Annotated in this window: 4 tRNA genes; all 4 read right to left on the bottom strand. The window is 56.8% G+C overall.

The features are described from left to right. Positions 1–14: 14 nt before the first annotated feature. The 4 genes from ACXAGV_RS19045 to ACXAGV_RS19030 all read right to left on the bottom strand — a co-directional run bounded on the left by ACXAGV_RS19045 (position 15) and on the right by ACXAGV_RS19030 (position 414). Positions 15–91, bottom strand: a tRNA-Asp gene (locus ACXAGV_RS19045). Between the two features lie 32 nt (positions 92–123). Further along, positions 124–200: transfer RNA gene (locus ACXAGV_RS19040), tRNA-Asp, on the bottom strand. Between the two features lie 30 nt (positions 201–230). Continuing rightward, positions 231–307 (bottom strand) — tRNA-Asp (locus tag ACXAGV_RS19035). Positions 308–337: 30 nt separating this feature from the next. Beyond that, positions 338–414: transfer RNA gene (locus tag ACXAGV_RS19030), tRNA-Asp, on the bottom strand. Positions 415–428: the final 14 nt, after the last annotated feature.

Below are 428 nucleotides of genomic sequence, written 5' to 3'. Positions count from 1 at the left end.
AAGCATATCATTAATGGCGGAGCGGACGGGACTCGAACCCGCGACCCCCGGCGTGACAGGCCGGTATTCTAACCAACTGAACTACCGCTCCGCAATAATGAAAAGCGCGCATTGATCGATTAATGGCGGAGCGGACGGGACTCGAACCCGCGACCCCCGGCGTGACAGGCCGGTATTCTAACCAACTGAACTACCGCTCCACATAATCGAGATTGCGCTGTATAACTAAATGGCGGAGCGGACGGGACTCGAACCCGCGACCCCCGGCGTGACAGGCCGGTATTCTAACCAACTGAACTACCGCTCCGAAGACCTTTTAGTTATACCATTGAAAGAGTGGCGGAGCGGACGGGACTCGAACCCGCGACCCCCGGCGTGACAGGCCGGTATTCTAACCAACTGAACTACCGCTCCACATCTTCAATGTT

The sequence above is a fragment of the Alteromonas sp. ABH4_453 genome (assembly GCF_056160665.1).
This window is presented reverse-complemented; position numbering and strand designations above follow the sequence as displayed.